Source organism: Streptomyces pilosus (genome assembly GCF_014649835.1).
Lineage (GTDB): Bacteria > Actinomycetota > Actinomycetes > Streptomycetales > Streptomycetaceae > Streptomyces > Streptomyces pilosus.
On the sequence record NZ_BMTU01000019.1, the window covers coordinates 15,855 to 42,111 of the forward strand.

The 26,257-nt window shown below is 74.3% G+C and carries 11 protein-coding genes and 1 pseudogene; 5 read left to right on the plus strand and 7 right to left on the minus strand.

The genetic code is table 11. The features are described from left to right. The first annotated feature begins 19 nt into the window (after window positions 1-19). The gene (locus IE118_RS31075) at window positions 20-1,120 is read left to right on the plus strand and encodes a phosphotransferase family protein (protein ID WP_189561438.1); all 1,101 of its coding nucleotides are present in this window, start codon (window positions 20-22) and stop codon (window positions 1,118-1,120) included. A gap of 103 nt (window positions 1,121-1,223) precedes the next feature. Here IE118_RS31075 and IE118_RS31080 read toward each other — a convergent pair whose 3' ends face one another. From IE118_RS31080 to IE118_RS31095, 4 genes are read right to left on the minus strand one after another with little or no spacing between them, the layout of a single operon-like run. Then, window positions 1,224-1,499, minus strand: a complete 276-nt coding sequence (locus tag IE118_RS31080) for an acyl carrier protein (RefSeq protein ID WP_189561439.1) — start codon at window positions 1,497-1,499, stop codon at window positions 1,224-1,226. Between the two features lie 57 nt (window positions 1,500-1,556). Then, entirely contained in the window at window positions 1,557-2,792 is a 1,236-nt protein-coding gene (locus IE118_RS31085; RefSeq protein WP_189561440.1) for a ketosynthase chain-length factor, read from the minus strand. Beyond that, on the minus strand, window positions 2,789-4,057 hold the full coding sequence (locus IE118_RS31090) for a beta-ketoacyl-[acyl-carrier-protein] synthase family protein (RefSeq protein WP_189561441.1): 1,269 nt from the start codon (window positions 4,055-4,057) through the stop codon (window positions 2,789-2,791). Before IE118_RS31090 ends, IE118_RS31085 begins: the two co-directional genes overlap by 4 nt. An 11-nt stretch (window positions 4,058-4,068) precedes the next feature. Next, window positions 4,069-5,208 carry an acyltransferase domain-containing protein gene (locus IE118_RS31095; RefSeq protein WP_229847027.1) on the minus strand — a complete coding sequence of 380 codons (1,140 nt, stop codon included), beginning with the start codon at window positions 5,206-5,208 and terminating at the stop codon, window positions 4,069-4,071. A gap of 386 nt (window positions 5,209-5,594) precedes the next feature. Here IE118_RS31095 and IE118_RS31100 point away from each other — a divergent pair, with 386 nt between their 5' ends. Continuing rightward, on the plus strand, window positions 5,595-7,070 hold the full coding sequence (locus IE118_RS31100) for a GMC oxidoreductase (protein ID WP_189561443.1): 1,476 nt from the start codon (window positions 5,595-5,597) through the stop codon (window positions 7,068-7,070). A 1,271-nt stretch (window positions 7,071-8,341) separates the two neighbouring features. Further along, window positions 8,342-10,528, plus strand: coding sequence for an ATP-binding protein (locus tag IE118_RS31105; protein WP_189561444.1), 2,187 nt, complete (start codon window positions 8,342-8,344; stop codon window positions 10,526-10,528). 66 nt (window positions 10,529-10,594) lie between these two features. On the opposite strand, the gene IE118_RS31110 is transcribed toward IE118_RS31105, so the two are convergent. Further along, window positions 10,595-11,377, minus strand: a complete 783-nt coding sequence (locus IE118_RS31110) for a siderophore-interacting protein (RefSeq protein ID WP_189561445.1) — start codon at window positions 11,375-11,377, stop codon at window positions 10,595-10,597. Window positions 11,378-11,724: 347 nt separating this feature from the next. On the opposite strand from IE118_RS31110, the gene IE118_RS31115 reads away from it, so the two are divergent. Further along, the gene (locus IE118_RS31115) at window positions 11,725-12,456 is read left to right on the plus strand and encodes a TetR/AcrR family transcriptional regulator (protein ID WP_189561446.1); all 732 of its coding nucleotides are present in this window, start codon (window positions 11,725-11,727) and stop codon (window positions 12,454-12,456) included. 91 nt (window positions 12,457-12,547) lie between these two features. On the opposite strand, the gene IE118_RS31120 is transcribed toward IE118_RS31115, so the two are convergent. After that, on the minus strand, window positions 12,548-19,051 hold the full coding sequence (locus IE118_RS31120; protein ID WP_189561447.1) for a type I polyketide synthase: 6,504 nt from the start codon (window positions 19,049-19,051) through the stop codon (window positions 12,548-12,550). A 108-nt stretch (window positions 19,052-19,159) separates the two neighbouring features. After that, window positions 19,160-24,658, minus strand: a pseudogene (locus tag IE118_RS31125) (type I polyketide synthase); the annotation flags it as partial. A 673-nt stretch (window positions 24,659-25,331) separates the two neighbouring features. Here IE118_RS31125 and IE118_RS31130 point away from each other — a divergent pair. Then, window positions 25,332-26,231: an AfsR/SARP family transcriptional regulator gene (locus IE118_RS31130; RefSeq protein ID WP_229847028.1), complete on the plus strand. Its 900-nt coding sequence runs from the start codon at window positions 25,332-25,334 to the stop codon at window positions 26,229-26,231. Window positions 26,232-26,257 lie beyond the last annotated feature (26 nt).

Genomic DNA, 26,257 nt, shown 5'->3' on the forward strand with positions numbered 1-26,257 from the left:
CCGCTCGAGGAGGACGTCCGTGCCCGTTCCCGTGCAACGCGACCCCGAACAGACCCGTCGGGCGCTGGCCGCCTGGCTGGCGGCCCGCTCACCCCGGGCCGGCGAGGTGGAGGTCGGACCGGTCCGGGTGCCCGGCGCCGCGGGATTCTCCGGAGAGATCCTCATGTGCGACGCCGAGTGGACCGGGAGCGGGCCGCCCCGCAGGGAGCCCCTGGCCGTCCGGGTGGCCCCCACCGGGCACCGTGTCCACCCCGACGACCGCTGGGCGGACCAGGTCAGGCTGCTGGAGGTCCTCGACGGCACGGACGTCCCCGTGGCCCCCCTGCTGGGGCACGAACCGGATCCCTCGGTGCTGGGGGCGCCGTTCCTGGTGATGCGCCGCATCGAGGGCAGGGTGCCCGCGGACCTCCCCTCGTACCACCGGGAGGGATGGCTGGCCGCACTGCCGCCGCACCGCCGCCGGGCCGTCTGGCTCGGCGGTGTCGAGATGCTCGCCGCGATCCACCGGCTCGACCCGGACGCGCTGGGCCTCGGCTTCCTCGACCGGCCGCGGTACGGCACCGGCCACCTCACGCAGCAGCTGGCCGAGTACACGCGGTTCCTGCCCTTCTACGGCGCGGACGGCAACCGGACCGCGACGACGGCCCTGGCGTGGCTGCACGAGCACCGGCCCGAGGAGCCCGCCCCGCCCCGGCTGCTGTGGGGGGACGCCCGGCTCGGCAACATCGTCTACGACGGGGAGACCCCGGCCGCCGTCCTGGACTGGGAGATGGCCGCCCTGGGCAGGCCCGAGTCGGACCTCGCCTGGTTCCTGCACCTGGACCGCCACCTGAGCGAGGGAATCGGCGCGGTGCGGCTCGCCGGGCTCCCCGGCCGTGCCGAGACGGTGCGCCACTACGAGCGGCTCACCGGGCATGCCGTACGGGACCTGGAGTACTACGAGGTCTTCGCCGCGTTCCGGTTCTGTGTGCTCACCGCACGGGTGACCCGGCTGCTGGAGGAGAGCGGCATCATGCCGCCCGGGACCGACTTCCCCCTGCACCGCAACGCCACGCGGCTGCTGGCCCGGGTCCTGGAGGAGGCGGCCGACCGGTGCGGCGGGACGGCCGTGCCCCGCTGACGGGGGGCGGCCGGGCCGGGGAGACGGGCGGGCGGGGCACACCTGGTGCGGTGTGCCCCGCCCGCCCGTCTCCGGGTTCCGGTTCCGGTTCCGGGACCGGTGACTACGCGGCGGCCAGCGACTGGTTGACGGCCGTCAGGAACTCCCGCGGCGTCTCGATGCCGTCGAGGATGTCGTCGCTCAGCTCGACACCGTAGTCGCGGGCGATCCGCCCGGTGGTCTCCAGCAGGGCGAGGGAGTCGTAACCGAGGTCGGTGAAGGCGGAGTCGAGGATGTCACCGTCCAGGTCGATCGACTCGTCCTCGCCCGCGGACTCCCGCATGATGCGGGTGAGGTCCTCCACGGTCAGTTCGGTCACGGTCGCACGGGCGTCACTCATGAGATGTCCTTTCGGCGTGGGTGGGCGTGGAAGGCGGGAGGGGCGTGCGTCGCGTCCTCAGACGTCCCGTCGTACGACGGCGGCGGCGTTGAACCCGCCGCGCCCGCGGGCCACGACCAGCGCGCTGCGCAGGTCCGCCTCACGCGGCTCCCGGGTGACGAGGTCGATCGGATGCCCCTTGCCGGGGCGCGAGACGTTCGCGGTGTGCGGGATCACGCCGTCCCGCAGGGCGAGCAGCGCGGTGGCCAGGTCCAGCGACGCCCCGCCCGCGAAGAGCCGGCCCGTCATGCTCTTGGGCGCGGTCACCGGGACACCGCCCGGCCCGAACACCTCACCGAGCGCCTGGGACTCCGCCCGGTCGAGGTCCGGCACACCGGCGGCGTCCGCGAACACCACGTCCACGTCCGCCGCGGCCATGCCGGCGTCCCGCAGCGCCCCCCGGATCGCCCGCACCAGGCCGGTGGCGGCCCCGCCGGGCGGCGGCGGGCCGGGGTCGAACGTCGCCGCGTAGCCCGCGAGTTCGCCGTAGTCACGGGCGCCGCGCCGCTGTGCGCTCGCGGCGTCCTCCAGCACCAGGAACGCCCCGCCCTCACCCGGCACCTGCCCGGGGGCGTCGTCGGCGAACGGCAGGAACGCGCGGTCCGCCCGGTCGCCGGTGCTCATCGCGCCGGAGCTGAGCTGCCCGGCGACGCCGAGCGGGCACAGCGCGCCGTCGACGCCGCCGCTGAGCATCGCGGTGGTTCCCTTGCGGATCTGCCGCCGTGCGTTCCCCAGCGCGTCGAGGCCGCCGGCCGCGTCGGTCACCACGGTGTTGCTGGAGCCCTTCAGGCCGTGCCGGATGGAGATCTGCCCGGTGTTCACGGCGTAGAACCAGGCGAAGGACTGGTAGGCGCTGACGAAGCGCCCGCCCTTGCTCCACAGGTTCTGCAGCTCACGCTGCCCGAACTCGAACCCGCCCATCGACGAGGCGGTGGCCACCCCCATGCCGTACGGGGCGAGCCGGGCGGGGTCGAGCGCGCTGTCGCGCAGCGCCTCGTCGGCCGCGTACAGGGAGAGCCTGGTGCCGTGGTCGGTCTGCGGGATGAGGCGGCTCGGGATGTGCTGCTCGGGGTCGAAGGCCGGTACCTCCCCGGCCAGTCGCAGCGGGTAGCCGGCGGCGTCGTAACGGGTGGTCGGGGCGATGCCGCTGCGGCCCGCCAGCGTCGCCGCCCAGTAGGCCTCGGCACCGATCCCGTTGGGCGCGGCCACACCGACCCCGGTGACCACGGTGCGCACCCCGCCGTCGGCGCTCATGCCGCCTCCCGCTCGGGACGGGCGAGGACGACGGCCGTCTGGAAGCCGCCGAACCCGCTGCCGACGCTCAGCACGTTGTCGACCCGGGCCTCCCTGGCCCGCAGCGGTACGTAGTCCAGGTCGCAGACCGGGTCGGGTTCGTGGAGGTTGGCGGTCGGCGGGACGAGTCCCTCGCGCATGGCGAGCACGCAGGCGACCAGTTCGAGCGCGCCGATCGCGCCCAGCGAGTGCCCGATCATCGACTTCACCGAGCTGATCGGCACGTCGTAGGCGTGCCGCCCCAGTGCCGTCTTGAAGGCGGCGGTCTCGTGCCGGTCGTTCTGCTTGGTGCTCGATCCGTGGGCGTTGACGTAGTCGACCGACTCGGGCGTGAGGCGGGCCTCGGTGAGGGCCTGCGTGATCGCGTCGGCCATCTCCGTCCCGTCGGACCTCAGTCCGGTCATGTGGTAGGCGTTGCAGCGGGTACCGACACCGGCGACCTCGGCGTAGATCTGGGCACCGCGCCGCCTGGCGTGCTCCAGCTCCTCCAGCACCAGCACGGCTGCCCCTTCGCCCAGCACCAGCCCGTTGCGTGTCGCGTCGAACGGGCGCGAGGCGTGCTCCGGGTCGTCGTTGCGGGGCGTGGTCGCCTTGATGGCGTCGAAGCAGGCGAGGGTGATGGGTGAGATCGGGGCGTCGGTACCGCCGCTGATCACGACGTCCACGCTGCCCTCGCGGATCAGGTCCGCGCCGTGGCCGATCGCGTCGAGGCCCGAGGTGCAGCCGTCCGAGACGAGCGCCACGGGGCCCTGTGCCCCCACGAGGCGCGCCAGTTCGGCCGCGATGGAGCTCGGCACGAAGTGGTCGTAGAGGTGCGGTACGGCGTAACGGTGGTCGACGAGCCAGTCGGCGCCCTCGTTGCTGAGGACGGCGTACTCCCGCTCCATGCTCGTCGTGCAGCCCACGGCGTTGCCGAGGGACACCCCGACGGTGGCGGGGTCGTCCGCGGGCAGGTCGAGCCCGCTGTCGGCGACGGCCTCGCGGGCGGCGGCGACGGCGAACTGGGTGGCCCGGTCCATGCGCCGGACCTCCTGGCGGCCCAGTCCGGCGGTGAAGGGGTCGAAGTCGCATTCGGCGGCGACCCGGGACCGGTAGGGCGCAGGATCGAAGGACGAGATCGTGCGCGTGGCCGTGCGGCCGTTCGAGATCAGCTCCCAGTACTCCTTGGCGCCCGGCTTGCCGGGGGCCACTGCACCGATCCCCGTAATGACGATGCGACGCTCCATGACATCCTCACTCACAGTCGGCGGGGTCCGGTGACCGGCCCCGGCCTGTCACGCTCGCAGTCCTGCCTGGAGGCGGGCTGGTGTGCCTCTGGTTGCGTGCTGGGCCTCGTGCGGACAGTGCCCGCCGGTGCCGGCAGCGGGTCGTGCGCCAGCCACCCGCCGGCCAGCAGCCGTTCGACCGCCGTGCGGAGCGTGCGCAGGTCCGTGGCGTCGCCCCGGGCGCGCGCGGGCAGCAGCCCCTGGGCGGCGGAGCCGCCGGCGCCCACCGCCGGATGCCGCTTGGCCAGGGCGGTGAGTCCCTGCCCGGGTCCGGCCTCCAGCAGCAGCAGCTCTCCGGTGCCGAGCAGCGCGTCGAGCGCGGGGCCGAAGAGCACGGGCGCGGCCGGCTGACCGGCCCAGAACCGCGGGTCGGCCGCCTGGGCCGGGGTGAGCGGTCCGGGCGTGTAGGCCGAGTGCAGCGGAAGCCCCGGTGCACGCAGGGGCAGCCGGGACAGCGCGGGCAGTGCCGCCAGTGCGGCGGGAGCGAGTGCCGGACTGTGGAAGGGGCTGAGGGCGCGGGTCCTGCGGCAGGTAAAGCCCGCCGCGCGCAGCCGGGCCTCCGACACGGCGAGCGGGGCCTCGGAACCGGCCAGGACGACCTGGCGGGGCGCGTTGACGGCGCCGACGACCACGTCGTCGTGCAGGTAGGGCGTCATCTCGGCGGCCGTGGCCTGCACGGCGAGCATGCCGCCGGCCGGCGCGGACTCGATGTGCGCCACCCGGTCGGCCATCAGCCCGGCCGCCTCCTCCAGGGTGAAGACACCGGCCAGGGTGGCCGCCGCGACCTCGCCGACGCTGTGGCCGAGCAGAGCCGCGGGGCGCACCCCCCAGTCGAGCACCATGCGGCCCAGGGCCCAGTCGACGGCGAACAGCAGGGGCTGGGCACGGCTCACCCCGTCCGGGTTCGCGGCCGGAGAGCCCGAGAGCCAGTCGGCGCGCAGCGCGGCGCCCTCGGCGCCCCACACCTCGAACACCTCGTCCACGAGGCGGCGGAACGGCGGGTGTCCGTGGTACAGGCCCACGGCCATGAGCGGCTGTTGGGCTCCCTGGCCGGGGAACAGCAGCGCGACACCGCGCGGTGCGGGAGCCGGGGACGGGGTGGTCGGGTGCACGGCTGCCTCCTGGGACGGGGACGGAACGGCGTGACAGCCGCACCCTGGCAGCACGCCCTGGAGGATCGGTCTCGGTCCGGGAAGCGCCCTGTGGTGACGCTCCAGCGGGCCCCCATCTGCTTCCCAGCCCGGATTCCCACACTGGGGACACGGCCGAAGGAACGCGATCCGTGCCCTTCGGTCCAGCGCGCCCACCGCACACGGTCGCCGGACAGCGGTCACGAAACCGCCGTCCGGCGGCCGTTGGAGTTGACGGGCCCGTCTCCGGGTCCCGCGCGGCCGCCGGATCACCGGCTCTGCGGCGGCCTCGCTGTGAGCCTCCACCGTCGTCCGGGAGGTTCCGCGCATCCGACAGTCCGGGACGAACGACGCAGGGAGACCGCTCAGTGGAGAGGCAGCAGCACCGGGCCGACGTGGTGATCGTCGGCAGCGGTTACGGAGGTTCGATCGCCGCCCTCGGGCTGGCGGAGGCGGGGATCGACGCCGTCGTGCTGGAACGGGGCCGCCGCTGGCCCGTCACCGACGCGGGTGACACGTTCGCGACCCAGACCGCGCCCGACGGGCGTGCCGCGTGGCTCAGCGAGACGTCACCGCTGACGGACGCGAAGCTCGACGTCTACACGGGTGTGCTGGAGTTCGTCGAGGGCAGCGGCATGAACGTCCTCGCCGGCACGGGCGTGGGCGGGGCCTCACTGGCGTCCAACGGCACGATGTGCGAGCCCTCGGCCGCTCTGTTCCGGCGGACCCTGGGCGATGTGCTGGACCACCGCGAGATGAGCGGACGGTGGTACCCCGAGGCGCGGGAGCTGATCGGCTGCTCCCCGATACCGGACGACGTCTACGAGTCCGGGTTCTACCGGTCCGCGCGCTCGTTCGCCGATCAGCTGGACAAGGCCGGGATCCCGTGGGAGAAGGTCGACCTGGCGGTGGACTGGGACGTGGTCCGCGAGGAGATGGCCGGCACCCGGGTGCGTTCCCAGATCGACGGGCTGAACGTCTTCGGCGTGAACAGCGGCGCCCAGCGCAGCCTCGACCGCACGCTGCTGGCCCGCGCCGAGGCGTCGGGGCACATCACCGTGCGGCCGCTCAGCGTGGTGACCGCCGTGCGCCCGGCCGGCGGCGACGGCGACGGCTTCCACGTCGACTACGAGTCGATCGACGAGCGGGGAACCGTGCGGTCCCTGCACCGGATCACCACCACCCGGCTCGTGCTGGCCGCCGGCACCCTGGGCACCAACCGGCTGCTGCTGCGCGCCAGGGAGAGCGGCGCACTGCCCGCCCTGCACCACGCGCTCGGCACCCGCGTCGGCAACAGCGAGGTCATCACGGCCCGTACGGGCATGGCGGAGAACAACCCCCGGCAGGGCGGTCCCGCGGCGATCTTCGCGCGGGACTGGGAGGACAACCCGCTCGGCCCGGTGTCCCTGCTCAACTTCCCCTGGCCGGACGCCCCGGCGGAGGAGGGCTGGATCACCACCATCGGAGCGGTGCCGGCACCCGCGCTGGGTACCTTCCGCTACGACCAGGAGAAGGACGACGTCGTCCTGCACTGGCCGGCCGGCGATCCTGCCCTGGCCCGGGCGCAGTCGGCCATCACCCACACCCTCGACCGGCTCAACGAGGCGAATCCGGGCAGCCGTACGGCGTTCAGCCGGATCGGCACCACCGGCGGCAACGTGGTCGGCGGCGTGCCGCTCGGCACCGTGACCGACGACGCGGGACGGGTCGGGGGCCACCCCGGCCTCTACGTGGTGGACGGGTCGCTGCTGCCCGGCACCGGTGTGCCGCCGGCGCTGACCGTGGCCGCCGTCGCGGCGCGTTTGACGTCGCTGCTGGTGCGCGAACTCGTCGGCACCCGCTGACCGCTCGGGAAAGGACTGCCCGCTCCCCCCGGCCGGGTGATCGGCCGGGGGTGCCGCACCCGTGGGCGAAGTGAGCCCCGGCAGCAGCCGCCCCGGGGGCCGGCGGCCGCCGTGACGACCGGACTCGTCCGCGCGCGCCTGCCGGCCCCTACCGGCACGGTGGCGGCGGCCCCAGGCCTGCCCCGCGGTCCGCCCGGGAGGGCCGCGGACGCCGGTGCGCGGCGGTGACCGGCGCCCCTCGGTCCGCTCCCGGACCGCGCTCGTCCTCCGGTGCCGCGGGAGCGCCTCCCCCTCGTGCCGCGGGAGCGCCTCCCCCTGGTGCCGTCCGCCGTTCCGGCGTGAACTGCACCCTCCCCCCGCCGTCCGGGCCGACGGTGCCGGCCCCGCTCGCGAAGCGGGCCGCACCCTCGTGAGCCCGGGCGGTGCGCTGCGCGGCGTCGGGCCTGGGCCCGGCGCCGTCGCCGTGTCGCCCGGGCGTCCCGTACGGCGCGCGCCCCTGGGACCGCGTCCGCCGGTCGCGGCGTCGTCCGCTCGGGGAAACGGCCGGGCACCGGCCCGCCGCCCCGGCCGTCACCCACGCCCGAGTGGCCCTCCGATCCCTCCCCCTTCCTCCCGTGACAGCGGCGAAGTGTGGATCCGGGACGGATGTGGCAAAGGTCTGGAGGCGGGCTCCTGCGAATCCCCCGGCGACTCTCCGCCGCCCACCGTGCGTTCCGCCGTCCGGAACACCCCGGCCGGAGCCCCGAGCGGGACCGGATACCACAGACCGGCAATAATAGTCACACTTGTTTTAGGCCCTCACGATGGTTAGAGTGACCCTACCGGGCCTTGAGGACCAGACCGCCGCGGGGCCGGTGAACTGTCACACACGGGGTACCGCTTCCGCCTTCGGGCAGCGGCGGGTGACACACGGGGAGACACCGCCTTGCACCAAGCCCGCGCATCAGCCGTTCCAGCGCCACTCGTCGCCCCGCAGCCCGCTCCACCCGTCACTGACGCCGGGAGCCCGCTGCGCACGGGACGCGGAATCCACAGCTCCGCCCACTAACCCTCAGCGGACCCGCCCATCGCGAGGGCGGACCTCTCCGCGGTCCGGCACGAGCCTGCGGCCCGAGACCTCCTGGATGCCCGCCTTCGGGCTGCCGTCACGCGCGGCCGAAAGGGCGGGGCCGGCCACGGGCAGGCACCGGCGTTCGCCCGGACCACAAGAACCGAATGCTCAACAGAGACACCAATCTGCTGATACGGATTCAGTCAATTGAGGAGCAGTCATGTGGTTTCGCGTACTCGGGCCGATGGAAGTCCTCGACGGCAGCCGGCCCATCGCCCTGGGCGGGACCAAGCAGCGTGCCACGCTGGGGTACCTGCTGCTGAACGCCAATCGCGTGGTCCCCACCCGAGAACTCCTCGGCGCCCTGTGGCCCGACGGGACCCAGCCGACGACGGCCCGCAAGATCCTCCAGAACGCCGTATGGGGGCTTCGCGGATCCCTCGCGGCCGGCAGCACCGACCGTGAGAGCGGCCTCCTGCTCACGAAGGCCCCCGGATACGTCCTGCGAGTGGAACGCGACCAGGTCGACCTGCATCTCTTCCACCGCCGGACCCAGGAGGGGCGCGCCGCCCTCGAGTCCGGCTCCCCCGCGCAGGCCGCGGTCACCCTGCGCGACGCGCTGTCCCTGTGGCAGGGCCAGGCCATGTCCGACCTCGTCGAGAGCGGGATCAACTGGCCCGAGCTCGAAGCGGCGGAGAAGGCCCGGCTCGGCGCCATGGAGGACTTCTTCGAGGCCGAGCTCCGGTGCGGGCGGCATCAGTCCGCGCTCGGGGCCCTGGAGGCGATGGTCGAGGCCCAGCCCCTGCGCGAGCGTCTGTGCGGCCAGTTGATGCTGGCGCTGTACCGGTGCGGACGGCAGGCCGACGCGCTGAACGTCTACAGCCGGGTCCGCGCCGCGCTGATCGAGAACCTCGGCCTGGAGCCGCGGCGTGAGCTGCAGTCCCTCCAGCAGGCCATCCTGACCCAGGACTCCAAGCTGTCACCGCCCGAGCTGCCGTCACCGGTGCTCACCCTGGTACGGAGGGACGCCGGCCCGGCGCAGGACGCCGCACCGGCGCGGCCCGCACCGCCCCGGGCGGTCGCCGTCGCCGCCCCCGACCGGCCCGGGACCCACCGGGACGCGGTGCACGGGCGCCCGGAGCGGGGCACGGACCTCGTCCCCGACACGCACGCCCCGCGACGCGTACGCGTACCGCCCCAGCGCACCGCTTCGGAGAGCCGACGCCGCCCGGTGAGCGTGCTGTTACTCAGGACCGGGCTCGCGTCGTCCCCGGGCGACGGCCGGCCGAAGCCCACCGACGAACTGCACGACCGCCTGACCGGCCGCGTCCGGGACCTCGTGGAGGAGCAGGGCGGATCGGTGATCAGTGCCATCGGGTCCACGCAGCTGGCCGTGTTCGGCTCCGGGCCCGGGGGTCACGACCATGCCGGACGGGCGGTCCGCGCCGCCCTCGCCGTCCGGGACGAGTTCCACCTGGCCCCCACGGTCACTCCGTTCGACCGTTCCGCACCGCGCGCCGGCCAGGCGGCGGTCCACGCCGCGGTGTGCACGGGCGAGGCGCTGCTGCGCTACGAAGCCGACGGCTCGGACTCGGTCCGCTCGGTGAACGGAGCCCTCCTCGACGAATGCCAGTCCCTGCTGTCCCAGGCCTCCGCGGGGGAGGTCCGGGTCTGCGGGAACACCCGGCACCTGACCGCCTCGACGTACTGCTTCGCCTCCGTCGGCGACACTCCGCAGGCCTGGCAGGTGAACCGGACGCCCTCGCGTGCCGAGCACCCGCCGCCGGCGGCGGGTGTGGTGGACCGGGAGATCGAACTCGACTTCCTCAGGGGCATGCTGGAGCGCGTGCGGCGCCGCGAGACCCCCCACGTCGTCACGGTCGTCGGGAAATCCGGCAGCGGCAAGAGCAGGCTGCTCAAGGAGTTCGAGCGGCGCACCATGGGGCAGCCGGTGGCCACCTGGTTCCTGGTGCCCTCCGGCCGGGACCGGGAGTGGCGGCCGGCCGGTGCTTCCCAGCGGTTCCTCCTGCGCAGGAGCCCGCTCTTCGATCCGTACGGGAACGAGACGGTGGAGCTCGATCTGACGCAGTCGCTGAAATCCGGCCGCAACCCCCTGACGGGCATCGCGCGGGACTGCCCCCTGGTCATGTTCGTCGACGATCTGCACGAGGCGGACGGCGCCCTGCTGGACTTCGTCGGCCGCGTGAGCGGTGAGGCGGCGCGGGCCTCCCTGTTCATCGTGGCCGCGGCGCGCCCCTGGCTTTTCGACCGGCGTCCGGACTGGGGCGGCGGGTCACCGCACTGCACCACCCTCTCCATCGATCCGCCGAACCCGTCCCACCGCAGGCCGGCGCACCCTCCCGCCGCATCCGCGCACCTGCCGCTCTCCGGCCTCGGCACACCCTGACCGCCTGGTTCTACGCGCGACGACAGGAGGGCCGGGGACGGACCGCGGCGCGCCCGTCCCCCGGGCTCAGTGGTGAAGTCCCTTCTTGCCGGGTGTCCAGAAGGGCTTGACCTTGATCTGCGTGCGGGGCCACTTCCGCACGTGGACGAGGTGGTCCCGGACCGCCTGGCAGGTACGCGCCTCGCCCGCGACGTACGCCATGCCGATCTCCTCGGGAAGCTCCAGCTCCGACACCGCGCCGAGCAGGGCCTGCGAGGAGACGGCCGACGTCCCCTTGCGGTGCGCGCGCCGCAGGACGTGCGGCCCCGGCACGGGCACCTCGTCGTCGGGGGTCTCGCTCTCCAGTACCCCGTACACCCGCGCCTCGGGCCCGAGCGCCCTGATCATGGGGCCGAACGCGGCGGACGCGGTCTCCTCACCGACGAACACGTGGTACGGAGCGTCCGCCCTCAGGTCGAAATCTCCCAAGGGGCCCCAGAATGAGACCTCTTGACCGACCTGGACATCACGGGCCCAGCGCAGTCCGATACCCTCGCCGTCATACAGATGCGCTCGGATTTCAACTTCCCGGCCGTCAGCCGACTGGTCCCAGACCGAGTAGGTACGGAGGGTCTCGCCCGGGCGCAGGATTCCGTACAACGACAGGGGGTCGTTGATCTGGATCCGGATGTGCCGCCCCGGAGGTACGGCCGTCCCGCCCAGCCCGTCGGCGGAGATCCTGATGCGCTTCATCGTCGGGGTCACTGAGCCCGTCTCCGTGACCACCCCGTCCAGACGCTGCTTGGCGAAGAGGTGTTCGAGGGGATTGAGTGACGGGCGCCGCGCGGGCTTCACCGTGCCGTCCGGCATGAGGACTCCTTCTCGTGGTCACGTGGTGCGAGGGGCATGTCCGGTCGCTCCGCCGCCGCACGGCGCGGTCCGCGGCGGCCTGCCTCCCCGGCGCGCCGCCCGTCCGCCCGACCGGGGCGCCCCGCGCCGCCGCCGCCCGGCAGGGGCTCCGGACGTGACCAGTGGCGGCGGGCCGGCATCTCGGCCTTCCGTCCCGCCCGACCCTCTGACACCTCGGCCTCCCGCACACCGCACCTGTGGACTATGCGTCGCTTGCTCATTAATGTTTGATGCGCTGACTTAGATTACTGCCACTAACAAACCATAGGTTGCCTACCATGTCAATGACCCGAAAGTGAGGACAGAAGATGCCGCAGCAGACGGCAAGCAGCCGTGTGCAGAAGCGCCGGCAGGCCACCCTGCTGGAGATCCGCAGCACGGCACGCCAGCTCCTGCGTGAGCACGGGCGGGCGAGCGTGACGGTCAACGCCGTGGCCCGTGAGATGGGCATGAGCGGACCCGCCGTGTACCGCTACTACCCGAGCCACGACGCCCTGGTCGAGGCCCTGATCGCGGACTTCTACCAGGAGCTGACGACGACCATGCAGACGGCGCGGGACGCCTGTCCGCCGGAGCACCCCGGCAGACGGCTGACCGCCACCTGTCGCGCGATGCGGACCTGGGCCATCACCCACCCGGGTGAGTTCAGCTGGATGTTCGCCAGCCCGGTCGACGCCGCGACCCGCCGCGACGCGGAGTCGCCGCGGCTGCGCGCCGGGCAGCAGTTCGAGAAGGTCTTCCTCGACCAGTTCGCCGACATCTGGGAGAGGAACCCCCACCCGGCCACGCCCTTCGAGGACCTCGCCCCCTCGTTGCAGGAGCAGATCCTCGAGTACGCGTCCCGGACCGACAGCCCGCTGCCTCCCGAGGCGCTGCACCAGTTCCTGACGAGCTGGATCAGGCTCTACGGGCTGCTGTGCATGGAAGTCCTCCATCAGCTGGATTTCGCCTACTCGGACCTGGAGCCGGTCTTCGAGGAGAACCTCAGGGAGCTGTGCGCCATGCACCACCTCGAGTACGAGCCGCCGCGGACGCCCTAGCGACGCCCGGGCCTCCCCCGGAGGGAGGCCCGGGCAGACGTGCTCGGGCAGCGCGGCCCGGGCGAGGGCCCGCCCGAGCCGCCTCGGCACCTCAACGGTGCCCGGGCGCGGGGAAATGGCCGGTCCCTACGAAGAAGTCGACGTACTTCCGGAAGAGCTCCTCCGTGAGCGGAGGGCACTCGACACCGGTGCCGGCCAGCGCCGCCTCCGTGGAGGCCGTGTCGATGCCCGGGGAGGCCCCGTCGCCGCCCAGCGCGATCGCCTCGAAGGCGTCGAAGAGCGGCAGCATGGCGTTGTCGCGGTCGGCCTGCACGGCGGAGCGCCAGCTGTCGCGGTCCAGCTCGTCGATCGCGTACCCGTACGCCCGCAGGTACTCGACGCAGTCGCGGTAGCTCACCCCGCTCTGGTTGAACAGATGGAAGATCTGCCCGGACGCCTCCTTCTTCCGCGACAGGGCGACGATCGCCGCGCTGACGTAGTCGACCGGCACGAAGTGGACGGCGCCGCCCAGGCCTTCGGGAGCCGCGCCGGCCTGCACCAGGCCCTTGAGGCTGAGCCACACGAAGTCAGCGGTCTGGCAGGCCCCCTCGGACTGGTCGCCCGAGACGACATCGGCCCGGTGCACGGTCACCGGCAGCCCCCGCTCCGCGGCGAGGCCCACGATCCGCTCGGCCACCCACTTGCTCTGCACGTAGCCGGTGGGCTGCAGCTCGACGGGCGCGGTCGGGTCCTCCGGCCTGCGCGGCCCGCCGCCGGACTCACCGCCGGCGAAGACACCCGTCGTCGACACGTAGTGGACCGGAACCGAGCGGTGACGTGCGGCCAGCCGCAGCACCTCCACGGTGCCGGACACGTTGGCCGCCTTCAGCCGCGTGTACGGATACAGCCAGTTGACGGTCGCCCCGACGTGGTAGACGGCGTCCACGCGCCGCGCCAGGGTGTCGAAGGTCCCCTCGTCGAGGCCCAGCAGCGGCTCGGCGAGGTCGCCGACGACCACGGAGAGGCGGTCCGGGTCGATGTCGTCCCACACCCGGTACCACTCCAGGCCCGCCCTGAGCCGTGCCCGCGCGGCCTCCTCGTCGGCGCCGCGGACGAGGCAGTGCACCGTGCCGCGTCCCGAGCGCATCAGGTCACGGAGCACGAAGGCGCCGAGGAAGCCGGTGGCGCCCGTCAGCAGCACCTCCTCCGGGTCCACCACCTCGTACGACACCTCGGCCGCGGGCACGATGTCGGCGGGCAGCTCGATCTCGGCCTCGAAGTCCACCTCGTCGCGCGGGGCGGCCACCTGCTCCCCGAGCCTCTCCAGCAGCACGGTCCGCAGGAAGTCCGCCAGCTCGGCCGGTGTGGGCCGGTCGAAGACCACCGTGGCCGGGAGCCGGCAGCCGGTGGTGCCGGCCAGCTGGTTGCGCAGTTCGACCGAGGTGAGGGAGTCGAAGCCCAGCTCCGAGAACCGCTGGGCCGGCCGGAGGCCGTCGGTGCTCGTGTGCCCGAGCACGGTGGCCGTCTCCGCCAGGACCAGCTCGAGCACCCGGCGCGACTGCTCCTTCTCGTCGAGCGCGGTCAGCCGTCCGAGCAGCGTGTCGAAGCCGTTGTCGACGTTCTGGGCCGAGCGGCGCACCGGTGTGCGCAGCAGTCCCCGCAGCACGGCCGGCACCTGTGCGGGACGTTCGCGCAGGGTTCCCGCGTCGAGCGGCATGCCCACCAGGGCGGGTGTCCCCAGCCGCAGCGCGGTGTCCAGCATGGCCTGGCCCTGTTCCTGCCCGATCGGGCGGAAGCCGCCCCTGGCGATGCGGGCGAGGTCCGCCTCGTCCAGATGGCCGGTCATGCCGCTGTCCTGGGTCCACACGCCCCACGCCACGGAGGTGGCGGCGAGCCCCGCGGCGGCACGGTGCTCGGCCAGGGCGTCGAGGAACACGTTGGCGGCCGCGTAGTTGGACTGTCCCGCGCCTCCGATCACACCGGCGACGGAGGAGAACAGGACGAACGCCGTCAGGTCGAGGTCACGGGTGAGCTCGTGCAGGTGCCATGCCGCGTCGACCTTGGGGCGCATGACCGTGTCGAGCCGCTCGGGCGTCTGGTCCTGCACCAGCCCGTCGTCCAGGACACCGGCCGTGTGCACGACCCCGGTCAGCGGACGGTCGGCGGGCACGCCGGCCAGCAGCTCCGCCAGTGCCTCCCGGTCGGCGATGTCGCACGCCGCGATCTCCACCTCGGCGCCGAGCCCGGCCAGTTCCCGGCGCAACGCGTCCGCCCCGGGGGCGTCCGGCCCGCGCCGGCTCACCAGCAGCAGCCGTGCCACGCCGTGCTCGACGACCAGCCGCCGGGCGAACAGCGCACCCAGGGACCCGGTGCCACCGGTCACGAGGACCGTGCCGTCGGGGTTCCACCGGTTGCGGGCGAGGCCCGCCCCCGTGACGGCGGACGGCGCGACCCGGCGCAGTCCGGGGACGAGGACGTCCCCGTTCCGTACGGCCGTCTGCGGTTCCTGGGAGGCGAGGACGGCCGGCAGCGCGGCGGCGGAACGCGGGTCGCCGTCGAGGTCCACCAGCACGATCCGGCCGGGTGCCTCCGACTGTGCCGAGCGCAGCAGCCCCCACAGCGCGGCGGCCCCCGGATCCGCCGCCCCCTCTCCCCGCGGGCTCATCGCCCCCCGGGTCGCCACGACGAGCCGGACGCCGGCGAGCCGCTCCTCCGCCAGCCACTCCTTCAGCAGTTCCAGCAAGCGGTGCGTCGCCGCCCGCACCGCGCCGGGGAACGCCGCTCCGGACGCCGGCTCGGGGGAGCCGGTGCGGTCGAGCAGCACCGCGTCCACCGGTTCCCCGGCGGCCACGACGGCGGGTACGCCGTCGAAACGCCGGGCCCCGGGGACGATGCGGTCCCCGCCGTCACCGAGAAGGCCCCAGCGCAGGCCGCCCGTGTCCTCCCGCGTGCCGCGCAGCGGCTGCCAGGCCGTCTCGAACAAGGCGTCGTAGCCCTGCTTGAGTGCCGTGCCGAGGGTCTGCGCGGTCAGTGCGCGCGGCCTGACCCACTCGGCGCTGAGGACGGGGCGTCCGGCACGGTCCGCCGCCAGCAGGGTGAAGCCGTCCGCGACCCGGTCGAGCCGCACGCGCAGGGCGGCGGCCCCGGTGGCGTGCAGGCGCACCCCTTCCCAGTCGGCGGCGATCGGCAGGGGGACGCCCACCGGTTCCCCGGCCAGGCCCGTGACCCGGGCGGCCATGTCCAGCAGCACCGGATGCAGTCCGAAGTACGCGCAGCCACCCCGCAGCGATTCGGGCAGGCTCACCTCCGCGTACAGGGTGTCGCCGGAGCGCCAGGCCGCGGTGCAGCCCGGGAGGGCCGGCGCCTGCCCGGTGCCGGCTGATCCGGCCCCGTCCGCGGTCCCGTCGCCGAGGGCGATGCCCTGTGCGCCGGGCGGCGGCCATTCCGGGATGCCGGTCCCGTCGGCCGAGGCGGCCACGCCCAGCAGGCCCGACGCGTGGACCGTCCACAGCGTGTCGGCGGCGTCGGTGCGCGCCGAGACCGTGACGGTGCGGCGGCCGGTCTCGTCGGACGCGCCGACGCGGACCTGGATCTGCAGTCCGCCCGTCTCCGGCAGGACCAGCGGGGTGGTGAGGGACAGCTCCTCCAGCACGGTGCAGCCCGTCTCGTCGCCCGCCCGGACGGCGAGTTCGACGAACACCGAGGACGGCACGACGTCACGGCCGTGCACGGTGTGGCCGGCGAGCCACGGGTGGGTGAGCCGGGACATCCGCCCCGTCAGGAGGACCTCGTCCCCGTCCGCGACCGGCACCGCGGCGCCCAGGAGGGCGTGACCCGCGCCGGACAGGCCGAGGCTCGCCGCGTCCCCGGCCACGGCCTGTTCGTCGAGCCAGTACCGCTTGCGCTGGAAGGCGTAGGTCGGCAGGTCCACCCGGCGGCCGCCCGCACCGGCGAGGGCAGCGGTCCAGTCGACGTCCACGCCCCGCACCCACACCTCGGCCAGCGAGGTGAGGAACCGGCCGAGGCCGCCCTCGTCGCGGCGCAGGGTCCCCGTCACCACGACCGGGATGTCCGGCCGTGCCGCGCTCTCCAGCGTTTCCTGGACGCTCATGGACAGCACGGGGTGCGCGCTGACCTCGATGAACGTCCCGAAGCCCTCGGCGGCCAGCCGTTCGACGGCGGAGTGGAAGCGCACCGTCCGGCGCAGGTTCCGGTACCAGTACCCGGCGTCCATCGTGGAGGTGTCCAGCCACTCGCCGGTCATCGTGGAGAAGAACGGCACGTCGGACGTCCTCGGCCGCACGTCGGCGAGGAGGCGGGCCAGTTCGTCCTCGATCCGCTCCACGTGCCAGGTGTGCGAGGCGTAGTCCACCGCGATCCGCCGTGCCCGCAGGCCCGCGGCCCCGCACTCCGCGAGGAACTCCTCCAGCGCGTCCGTGTCGCCCGCCACCACGACGGAGGCGGGGCCGTTCAGCGCCGCGATCTCCAGCCGGCCCGGATACCGGGCCAGCCGGGCCTCGACGTCCGCGGGCGTCTGTGCCACGGACACCATCCCGCCCCCGCCGGCCAGGCCCGCGGCGATCGCCTGTGACCTCAGCGCCACCACGCGGGCCCCGTCGGTCAGGGACAGCGCGCCGGCCACGCACGCGGCCGCGATCTCACCCTGCGAGTGGCCCACCACCGCCGCCGGTTCCACGCCGTGGGAACGCCACAGCGCCGCCAGCGACACCATCACCGCCCAGGACACCGGCTGCACGACGTCGACCCGCTCCAGCGTCGGCGCTCCCGGCGTCCGGCGGAGCACGCCCTCCAGGTCCCAGTCCACGAACGCGGCGAGCGCCCGGCCGCACGCGCCCAGCCGCTCGGCGAACGCCGGTGAGGAGTCGAGCAGGTCCACCGCCATGCCCGCCCACTGCGTGCCCTGACCGGGCAGCACGAACACCGCGCGGCCCGCGGTGCCGGTCGCGGTGCCCCGCACGACGCCCGGTGCGGACCGGCCGTGCGCCAACGCGTCCAGGCCGGAGAGCAGTTCGTCGCGCGAACCGCCGATGACGACCGCACGGTCCTCGAAGACCGCACGGCTCGACACCAGTGACCGGGCCACGTCCGGCGGAGCCGGCGCCGGCTCGGCGCCGACGGCCGTCAGCAGCCGCGCCGCCTGCCCCCGCAGTCCGTCCGCCGAGCGCCCCGAGACCACCCACGGCACCACCGGCGGGCCGGCGTCGGCGGCCTCGGGCACCGGTGCGTCGACGGCCTCCCGCGGGGCCTCTTCCAGCACCACGTGGGCGTTCGTCCCGCTCACGCCGAAGGAGGAGACGGCGGCCCGGCGCGGCGCCCCCGTCTCCGGCCAGGGCCTGGCCTCGGTGAGCAGTTCCACCGCGCCGGACTCCCAGTCGACCTGCGGGGTCGGGGCGTCCACGTGCAGTGTCTTAGGCAGCACCCCGCGCCGGATCGCCTCCACCATCTTGATCACACCACCGACCCCGGCGGCGGCGACGCTGTGTCCGATGTTCGACTTCAGCGACCCCAGGTACAGCGGACGCCCGTCCCGGCGCTGCTGCCCATAGGTGGCCAGCAGCGCCTGCGCCTCGATCGGGTCGCCCAGCCGCGTGCCCGTCCCGTGCGCCTCCACCGCGTCCACGTCCGCGTAGGACAGCCCCGCACTGGCGAGCGCCTCCCGGATCACCCGCTCCTGCGACGGACCGTTCGGCGCCGTCAGACCGTTCGAGGCACCGTCCTGGTTCACCGCCGAACCCCGCACCACCGCCAGCACGCGGTGCCCGAGACGCCGCGCGTCCGACAACCGCTCCAGCAGCACCAGACCCGCGCCCTCCGACCAGGCGGTGCCGTCGGCCGCCGCCGCGAACGACTTGCACCGCCCGTCGGCGGCGAGACCGCGCTGCCGGGCGAAGTCGATCAGGCCGCCGGGGTCGCAGCTGACCGTCACGCCTCCGGCGACGGCGAGGGTCGACTCGCCGGACCGCAGCGACCGGATCGCCGAGTGCATCGCGACGAGGGACGAGGAGCAGGCGGTGTCGAGGGACACCGCGGGACCTTCGAAGCCGTAGGTGTAGGAGATCCGGCCGGAGGCGACACTGCTGAGCTTGCTGGTCATGAGGTAGCCCTCGAACTCCTCGGGGGCGTTGAGCCCGAGGTAGCTCTCCTCGACGATGCCGACGAAGACCCCGGTCCGGCTGCCCCGGAACGCGGTGACGTCCAGGCCCGCGTGCTCGAACAGCTCCCAGGAGGTCTCCAGCAGAAGCCGCTGCTGGGGGTCCATCGCCACGGCCTCGCGGGGCGAGATGCCGAAGAACGCCGCGTCGAACAAGGGGGCGTCGTGCACGAAGCCGGCTTCGACCGAGTAGCTCTTCTCCTTGATCCTCTCGATGTCCCAGCCGCGGTCGTGCGGCAGTTCCGTCACCGCGTCCGTCCCCTGGTCGACCAGGTTCCACAGATCGGCGGGGGACGCGACGTCGCCGGGGTAGCGGCAGGCCATGCCGACGATGGCGATGGGCTCCTCGTCGGCCGCCTCCCGCTCGGCGAGCCGCCTGCGGGTCTCCTGGAGATCGGCCGTCACCCGCTTCAGGTAGTCGACCAGCTTGTCTTCGTTGGACATCGGCTCGGTATCCCTTTCCGGAAGTCTGGTGACGGCCGGGCAGCCGTCGTACGGGGAAGCGGGTGCTGACCGGCCCGCGGGACCGGTGCGGGCGCGCGGGGGCGGCCGTCAGTCGGCGGTGCCGTCGGAGAGTTCCGTGTCGATCAGGGCGAACAGCTCCTCCACCGAGGCGGATTCGATCCGGGCGGCCGGGGCCGGTTCGTCCGCCCGGGCGGTGTCCGGTGCCGGGGTGGCGAGCCTGGACGCCATGCTCCGGAGGCGGCGCCGGACCATCTGCCGGTGCCGCTCGTCCACGGGGTTCTCCGCGAGCACGGTGTCGAGGCGGTCCAGTTCGGACAGGACCAGCGCGGCCCCGTCGGCCTCGGCCGGCGCCAGCCGTTCGAGGACGTGGGCGGCGACGTCGCGCGGGGTCGGGTGGTCGAAGACCAGGGTGGCGGGCAGGCCCAGCCCGGTCGCGGCGGTGAGCCGGTTGCGCATCTGCACGGCCGCCAGCGAGTCGAAGCCCATCTCCTGGAACGCCTGGTCGGCGGCGATCGCGTGCAGGTCCGGCCGCCCGGTCACGGCGGCGGCCTCCGACCGGACCAGATCGAGGAGGAACGTCCGGCGTTCCGCCTCGTCCAGGTCCGCGAGCCGGTCGGCCAGGGGGGCGGCTCCGGAGTCGGCGGCGGTGTGCGCGCTCCGGCGGGCCGTACGTCCGGCCAGGTCGCGCAGGGCGGGGGGCACGACCTCGTGGCCGCGCAGCGCGGCCCGGTCCACGACGCCCGCGATCACCGCGGCCGCACCGCCCCCGCTCGCGCCGAGGGCGACCGCCCGGTCGAAGAGGCCACGGCCCCGGTCCGGGGTGAGCGGCCTGAACAGGTGGTGACCGGAGCGCCGTACCGCGGTACCGGGACCGTCGTCGGGCCGGACGCCCGCCGGCGACGGCGCCGGGCCGGCCGGCTCCCACGGCGCCCAGGCCACGGCGGTGGCGGGCAGCCCGAGCGCCTTGCGGTGCCGGGCCAGCCCGTCGACGTACGCGTCGGCCGCCGCCGTGTTCGCCCGGCCCGGGCCGCCGAACGTACCGGCCGGCGACGAGCAGAGGACGAAGGCGGTGAGGTCCAGGTGCCGGGTGAGTTCGTGCAGGTTCCGGGCCGCGTCGGCCTTCGGCCGCAGCACCCGGTCGAGCTGCCGCGGCGTCATCGTGGACAGCGCGCCGTCCTCCGTCACGCCGGCCGCGTGCACGACCGCGGTGAGCGGACGGTCCTCCGGTACGGCCGCCAGCACCGCCGCCAGCGCCTCCCGGTCCGCCGCGTCGCACGCGGCGAACGCCACCCGCGCACCCGACTCGCGCAGCTCCGCGGCCAGGTCGTCCGCTCCCGGTGCCTCGGCACCACGACGGCTGACCAGCAGGAGGTCCGTGACCGCGTGCTCGGCCACCAGGTGCCGGGCCAGCTCGGCCCCGAGGGCTCCGGTGCCGCCGGTCACCAGGACCGTGCCGTCCGTCCGCCACGGCCGTCCGGCCGGCTCTCCGGCCGGGACCGGACGCAGCCGGGGCACGTGGATCCGGCCGGCGCGCACCGCCAGTTCGGACTCACCGGACCGCGCCGCCGACGCCAGCAGGTCCAGCGGCGGGGTGTCCGTGTCCGTATCGGCCAGTACGAGGCTGCCCACGCCCTCGGCACCCGCGGTGCGCAGCATCCCGCGCACGGCCGCCGCCTCGAGGTCCAGGCGCGCCGCGTCGTCCCGGCCCGTCACGACCGCGTCGCGGGACAGCACCACGACCGGTACGCCCTGCAGCGCGTCCGCGGCCAGCAGTTCCCGCACGAACGCCAGCGCCCTGCGTGTTCCCTCACGCACGTCGCCCGTGGACGGCCACGGCACGGCCAGCAGGCCGAAGGCCTCACCGCCCGCCTCGACGGCCCGGGCGGCCGCCCCGAGGTCGTCGAAGCGGGGGATGCCGGGCACGTCGGCGCCGACCGCCGCCCAGCGGGCCGCGGGGTCGGGGGCGGCGTCCTGGGGGACCCACTCGATCGCGGACAGGCCCTCGCCGCCCGGGTCGGTGGCCGCGTCGAACTCCTCCGCGGGTACGACCCGGTGGGTGAGCGCGCCGACGTGGAGCACCGGCTGCCCCTTGGGGTCCAGGAGGTCCAGGCCGATGGTGTCGTCGTCGACGCGGGTGGAACGTACCCGCACGGTGTCGGCGCCCACGGCGAGCAGCCGTACGTCACGCCAGACCGCGGGCACGACGACGCCGTCCGCGCCGCCGGCCCCGGGCGGTGCCGGGAGCGCGGACAGCGCGGCGTCCAGCAGGGCGGGGTGCAGGTGGTAGCGGGCGGCCTCGGCGGGCAGCTCCTCGGGAAGGCTCACGTCCGCCGTGTGCGCCCCGCGGGCGCGCTCCTCGCCGGCCGGGTCCGCGTCCGGGGCGGGCACCGGTGCTCCGTCGGCCGCGAGGAGCCCGCGGGCGCAGGGGCGCCACGGGTCGCCGGACGCGTGCGCGGGGTCCCCGGTGTCGGGCCGGGTGTGCACGGTGACGGGGCGCCGGCCGTCCTGGTCGGGCGCCGCGACACGGACCTGCAGCTGCAGCCCGCCCGTCTGCGGAAGCACCGGCGGGGCGGACAGCGTCAGTTCCTCCAGCACGGTGCGGCCCGCCTCGTCGCCCGCGCGGAGGGCGAGTTCCACGAAGAGCGAGGCGGGCAGCGCACCGGTGCCGGGGAGGGTGTGCCCGTCGAGCCAGGGGTGGGTACGGCGGGAGAGGCGTCCCGTGAGCAGCACCTCGTCCCGGCCCGCGACCTGCACCGCGGCACCCAGCAGCGGATGGCCCGCGCCGACGAGGCCGAGACCGGCCGCGTCACCGCGCCGGGACCGCTCCTCCAGCCAGTACCGCCGGCGCTGGAAGGCGTACGTCGGCAGATCGGCGCGCACCGCGCCCGGCAGCACCCGCGTCCAGTCGACCCGGCGGCCGCGGGCGTGCAGCAGGCCCAGCAGCGCGGCCAGCGACTCCTGCTCCGGCCGGTCCGCCCGGAGTGCCGGGGCCACCAGACCGGGTGTCCGTCCGGCCCCGGCCGTGACCAGGGCGCTGAGCACTCCGTCCGGGCCGAGCTCGACGAAGGCGGCGGCGCCCTCCTGCTCCAGCCGGCGCACCGCGTCGAAGAACCGCACCTCCTCGCGCAGTTGCCGCGTCCAGTACCGCGGCGAGCATGCCTCGGGTCCGGACAGCACCTTCCCCGTGACCGTGGACACCAGCGGGATCCGCGGCGCCCGCAGCGACAGGCTCCCGGCGATCCGCTCGAACTCCTCCAGCACGCCGTCCATGTGCGGCGAATGGAAGGCGTGGCTCACCCGCAGCCGGCGCACCCTCCGGCCTTCCGCACGCCAGCGGGCCTCGAGGTCCTCGACGACGTCGGCGTCCCCGGACACCACCACGCTGTCCGGGCCGTTGACCGCGGCCAGTGACACCCGGTCCTCCAGCCCGGCCAGGTCCGCCGCGGTCCTCTCCGCGTCGGCCTGCACCGCGAGCATCGCGCCGCCGGCCCGCGCCGAGCCCATCAGCCGGCCCCGCGCCGTCACCAGCCGGGCCGCGTCCGCCAGCGACAGGACGCCCGCCACGTGCGCCGCCGCCACCTCACCGACCGAATGCCCGGCCACGAAGTCCGGCACCACACCGAAGTGTTCGAGGAGACGGAACAACGCCACCTCCAGCGCGAACAGAGCCGGCTGGGTGAACTCCGTCCGGTCCAGCAGCCGCGCCTGCTCCGACCCCTCCCCGGCGAACACCACGTCCGCCAGCGGCCACGCCAGGTGCGCGTCCAGCGCCCCGCACACCTCGTCGAACGCCGCGGCGAACTCGGGTACCGACGCGTACAGTTCCCGTCCCATCCCCGGCCGCTGAGCCCCCTGGCCGGTGAACAGGAAGGCGAGATCCGCCGCGCTCCGCGACGCCGACGGCCCCGCGACGGCCACCGAAGCGTCCGCCGTCCCCGAAGCCAGCGCCCGCAGGCCGCGCACCAGCTCCGCCCGCGTGCCGCCGGTCACGACCGCGGTCGTGACCAGCAGCGCCCGCTCCGACACGAGGGACCAGGCCACGTCCCGGGGCCGCGGTCCGGCTTCGGCCCCGACACCGGCCGTCAGCAGTCGCGCCGCCTGCCCCCGGAGTCCGTCCGCCGAGCGCCCCGAGACCACCCACGGCACCACCGACAGGCCCCCTGCGGCGACTGGGGGCGCCACGGGCTCCGCCGGATCCTCCGCGGGAGCCACCGGAGCTTCCTCCACCAGCACGTGGGCGTTCGTCCCGCCGATGCCGAAGGAGGAGACGGCGGCCCGGCGCGGCGCCCCCGTCTCCGGCCAGGGCCTGGCCTCGGTGAGCAGCTCCACCGCGCCGGACTCCCAGTCGACCTGCGGCGTCGGCGCGTCCACGTGCAGCGTCTTCGGCAGCACCCCGCGCCGGATCGCCTCCACCATCTTGATCACACCACCGACCCCGGCGGCGGCTTGACTGTGCCCGATGTTCGACTTCAGCGACCCCAGGTACAGCGGACGCCCGTCACGGCGCTGCTGCCCGTAGGTGGCCAGCAGCGCCTGCGCCTCGATCGGGTCACCCAGCCGCGTGCCCGTCCCGTGCGCCTCCACCGCGTCCACATCCGCGTACGACAGCCCCGCGTCGGCCAGCGCCTCCCGGATCACCCGCTCCTGCGACGGACCGTTCGGCGCCGTCAGACCGTTCGAGGCACCGTCCTGGTTCACCGCCGAACCCCGCACCACCGCCAGCACCCGGTGCCCCAGACGCCGCGCGTCCGACAACCGCTCCAGCAGCACCAGACCCGCACCCTCCCCCCACACCGTGCCGTCGGCCCCGGCAGCGAACGACTTGCACCGCCCCGACGGCGACAGCGCCCGCTGCCGCGAGAACTCCACGAACGAGGTCGGCGTGGCCATCACCGTCACGCCCCCGGCCAGCGCCAGATCGCACTCACCCCGGCGCAGCGCCGTCGCCGCCAGGTGGATCCCCACCAGCGACGACGAACACGCCGTGTCCACCGCCACCGCGGGACCCTCGAACCCGAACGTGTACGAGACCCGGCCCACGGCGATGCTGCTGGAGGCACCCCCCGCGACGTAGCCCTGGACGTCGACGGGGACGTCGTCCAGGATGCTCGCGGCGAACCCCTGGTACATCAGCCCGGCGAAGACTCCGGTGCGGCTGCCGCGCAACGCGGCCGGCACCAGCCCCGCGCTCTCCATCGCCTCCCACGCCGTCTCCAGCAGCAGCCGCTGCTGCGGGTCCGCCGCCAGCGCCTCCCGCGGCGACATCCCGAAGAACTCGGGTTCGAAATCGGCGGCGTCCTCCAGGAATCCGCCCTCACGCACGTAGGACTTGCCCGCCCGGTCCGGGTCCGGGTCGTAGACGTCCTCGTCCCATCCCCGGTCGTCCGGGAAGGGGGAGACCGCGTCCACCCCGCGGTCCAGCAGCTCCCACAGTTCCTGCGGGCCGTTCACCCCGCCCGGGAACCGGCACGCCATCCCCACGACCGCGATCGGCTCGCACGCCCGGTCCTCCACCTCACGCAACCGCCGCCGGGCGTCCCGCGCATCCGCGACCGCGCGCTTGAGGTACTCCCGCAGTTCCTTCTCATCAGCCATCTGAATCCAACCGCTCCAAAGTCGTACGTACGGGTGGGGTGGTCGAAGATCGGCATGCCGGGCCGCCGGAGCCCCGCACGCGGCGTTCGGCTGGTCGCGCGGACAGGCCGCGGTTCCTCCTGTCGTGGTGCGCCCCCCGGCACTTTTCCGCCCCGCGACGCACTGCCCGCGTTTCCCCCATTGCCCATGTCCCCCACCAGGACGAATGCCATGGAATTCAGCGGACCCATATGCGCGTGAAGCCTAGACCGGGGCCAGTCACAGCCCGGTAATCGCTGTCTTTCGACGGGCCGGAGAGCGGGCCGTTACCGTGGGGTTCCCCGCCTTCGCACCACGGGATCGCAGGCCGGGGGCGCCACTTGAGGGCCGATCCGGGACAGGTGAGCCGCCGATTGACGGCAGATGTGCACCCCCTGATTAATATGCATTTTCATTCGGCGAATTAACGCCGCACAACACAGGGGGTATTTCGGATCATGGATCTGCGACATACGGAGAATTCCGCGCCGAGTGCGGAGCGGTGGCCGACGCGGGGTGCGGGCTTTCCCGCGCCGCCGGGGGCAGCGCCGCGCTCGTGGCCGAAGGAGTCGGAAGTGCTGTGAGCCGCCCCGTCCGGCGCGGCCAACCCCCTGTGTCACTCTCCCGGAAGGTGTGCGAGACCGACGTGGAATTCTCCGTACTGGGACCCCTGCGCATGATCGAGCGCGGCGAGTCCTACACGCCGACGGCTCCGAAGCAGCGGCAACTGCTCACCCTGCTGCTCCTCAACGCGAACCAGGTCGTGTCCACCGACACGTGTATCGAAGAGCTGTGGGAGAACTCCCCTCCCAACAGCGCACTGTCCACCCTCCAGTCGTACATCCTCCAGCTGCGGCGCAGCCTGCGGCGGGTGCCGCGGATCGGCAGCCTCCAGGCCGCCCGCGACATCCTGCAGACCCGCGACGGCGGCTACCTGCTGACCGTGCACAGCGACGAACTCGACACCAACCGGTTCTGGTCCCTGGTGCGCGAGGGCCGCTCGGCGCTCCACCACGACGACGTGCGGGCTTCGGCCTGTCTCTCCGAGGCCCTGCGCCTGTGGCAGGGGGCCGCCCTCTCCGACGTACAGCGGGGTCCCGTCCTGCGGGCCCATCTCGTGGGTCTGGAGGAGGAACGCACCAGCGTGCAGGAGCAGCGCATCGGCGCGGACCTCCGGCTCGGCCGGCACCAGGAGCTGCTGGGCGAGCTGAGCCGGCTTACGGCGAAGTACCCGATGCACGAGGGTCTGCACGCCCAGTTCATGCTCGCGCTGCACCGCACCGGCCGCCGCACCCAGGCGCTGGAGGTGCTGCGGCGGCTGAGCACCGTGCTGCGCGAGGAGCTCGGCCTCGACCCCTCGCCGCGGGTGCGCCGGCTGCACCAGGCGATCCTGGCGGGCGACCCCGCCATCGACCTGCTGGCGCACACCGACTCCGTGCTGGCCGCCGAACCCGGCGTGCCGAACGGGCGTCCCGCACCGCAGGGCGGCGACCTGGTGACCGCGGGAGCACCCGCCAGGCGGTACGAGCAGCTGGCGCGGCGCTGATCACGGCCCGCTCCCCCGACGGGGGC

Coding starts and splice junctions, on each gene's coding strand:
- IE118_RS31080 (WP_189561439.1), bottom strand. CDS start 1,499: ATGAGTGACGCCCGTGCGACCGTGACCGAACTGACCGTGGAGGACCTC.
- IE118_RS31085 (WP_189561440.1), bottom strand. CDS start 2,792: ATGAGCGCCGACGGCGGGGTGCGCACCGTGGTCACCGGGGTCGGTGTG.
- IE118_RS31090 (WP_189561441.1), bottom strand. CDS start 4,057: ATGGAGCGTCGCATCGTCATTACGGGGATCGGTGCAGTGGCCCCCGGC.
- IE118_RS31105 (WP_189561444.1), top strand. CDS start 8,342: ATGTGGTTTCGCGTACTCGGGCCGATGGAAGTCCTCGACGGCAGCCGG.
- IE118_RS31110 (WP_189561445.1), bottom strand. CDS start 11,377: ATGCCGGACGGCACGGTGAAGCCCGCGCGGCGCCCGTCACTCAATCCC.
- IE118_RS31115 (WP_189561446.1), top strand. CDS start 11,725: ATGCCGCAGCAGACGGCAAGCAGCCGTGTGCAGAAGCGCCGGCAGGCC.
- IE118_RS31120 (WP_189561447.1), bottom strand. CDS start 19,051: ATGTCCAACGAAGACAAGCTGGTCGACTACCTGAAGCGGGTGACGGCC.